This is a genomic window from Endozoicomonas atrinae (genome assembly GCF_001647025.1).
GTDB classification, from domain to species: domain Bacteria; phylum Pseudomonadota; class Gammaproteobacteria; order Pseudomonadales; family Endozoicomonadaceae; genus Endozoicomonas; species Endozoicomonas atrinae.
Genome location: NZ_LUKQ02000561.1, coordinates 1 through 1,336 on the forward strand (window position 1 = coordinate 1; position 1,336 = coordinate 1,336).

A 1,336-nucleotide genomic window follows, 5' to 3' on the forward strand; every position below is an offset into this window, starting at 1 on the left:
GTGACTGGATGTCGTACTCCACCGCCAGCCGATAGGCCGCTGGCCAAGCGTACAAGTGATAGGGTTCGCTGAACATCAATTCTTTGCCGGAAAAGCCCACCGCCACGCCACCGGGCAGTACCACCATGCCTTGCAGGTCATTGGGTGGTGCGATCCAGCCGATGGTTTTCAGGATGCCGCCCCGCTGATCCATCGGGGTTTGATCCACCACACTGGTGACGCCCACCGGGGTATCGGTTGCCACCGTTCCAGCATTGTTGATCTGGGTGCAGAGCTGATACACGCCCACCTGCGTACTGGTGTAAATCCGGTAATGGGTGATATTCAGGTCCACCGCACCGGGGCCGGCACCCACGGTAATGTCCACGGTTTCACCGGGCAGTACGCTGATCTCACCAGAGGGCAGCGATGGTGGCCCTTCCCGTCCGTTCTCATCCACCCAGGTGTAGGTATAGAAGCGGGTTTCGGCGTCCACTGCCTGAGCATCTTCCAGCGGTGTGCCACTGAGGGTCACCACGGGTGCCATGTCCGGCTCCGGCATACCGATCTGATGGTCATTAACCGGGTAGTCACTGCCACCACTGAGGGCAAGGCCGTTATCGGTGTAGCGGGGACCTTTCACGGTGCCTGTGTAATAGACCCGGTTATTGGGATCGTCCGCCACGGGAGAACGGATCACGTCCACGTCCGTAGTCCAGTCGAACCAGTACCGTTCGCCTTCGTTGCGATAGAGATAGATGGTTTGCGGAGTATCGGTCAGAGTCTTTTCATCAGCAGGTGTGTAGTAGGCTCGCAGGCTGCCATTGGTTAAACGACAGTCAATGGCCGCCTCCGCCTGGGTGTCTTCCAGTAGGTGGCTGTCCAGCCAGGGGACTTCGCCGGTAAAGGAGGTGATATCGAGTTTCATGGTGGGTTATTTTTTCAGGCCGTACACCGAAACCGTGCCCACCAGTTTGTTCTGGTTCATGGCTTCCGCGTAGAACTTGATGCCCGTGATCGAGCCACTCACCGGTGCCGACAGGGTTGCCGTGATGTACTGGTCACCGTTGCCACTGTCCAGATGCGCGGTGAAGGAACCTTTACCATTGGGGTTCACGGAGACCGTCATTGTCCCAGACAGAAATACCGACTCCATCTCACCATTCACCAGGGCATAGCCGGAGTATTGGCCACCCGACAGCGTATACCCGTCACTCTTGATCACTGAGGTATTGGCCCAGCCGTACCCCGTTACCCAGGAGCCATCGGACTGCTTAAAGGCCATGCCCAGTTTTTTCTCCCGGTAGTCACCGTTGTCATCAATCCCGAGGTTATTAATGACCAGCTGATACCCGCC

2 protein-coding genes are annotated in these 1,336 nt (G+C 57.6%); both read right to left on the reverse strand.

Features of this window, described 5'->3' with window-relative positions; genetic code table 11:
- On the reverse strand, positions 1–907 hold a 907-nt coding region (locus tag AK963_RS29045), incomplete at its 3' end, for a hypothetical protein (RefSeq protein WP_202969927.1).
- A gap of 6 nt (positions 908–913) precedes the next feature.
- On the reverse strand, positions 914–1,336 hold a 423-nt coding region (locus tag AK963_RS34010), incomplete at its 5' end, for a hypothetical protein (protein WP_175404724.1).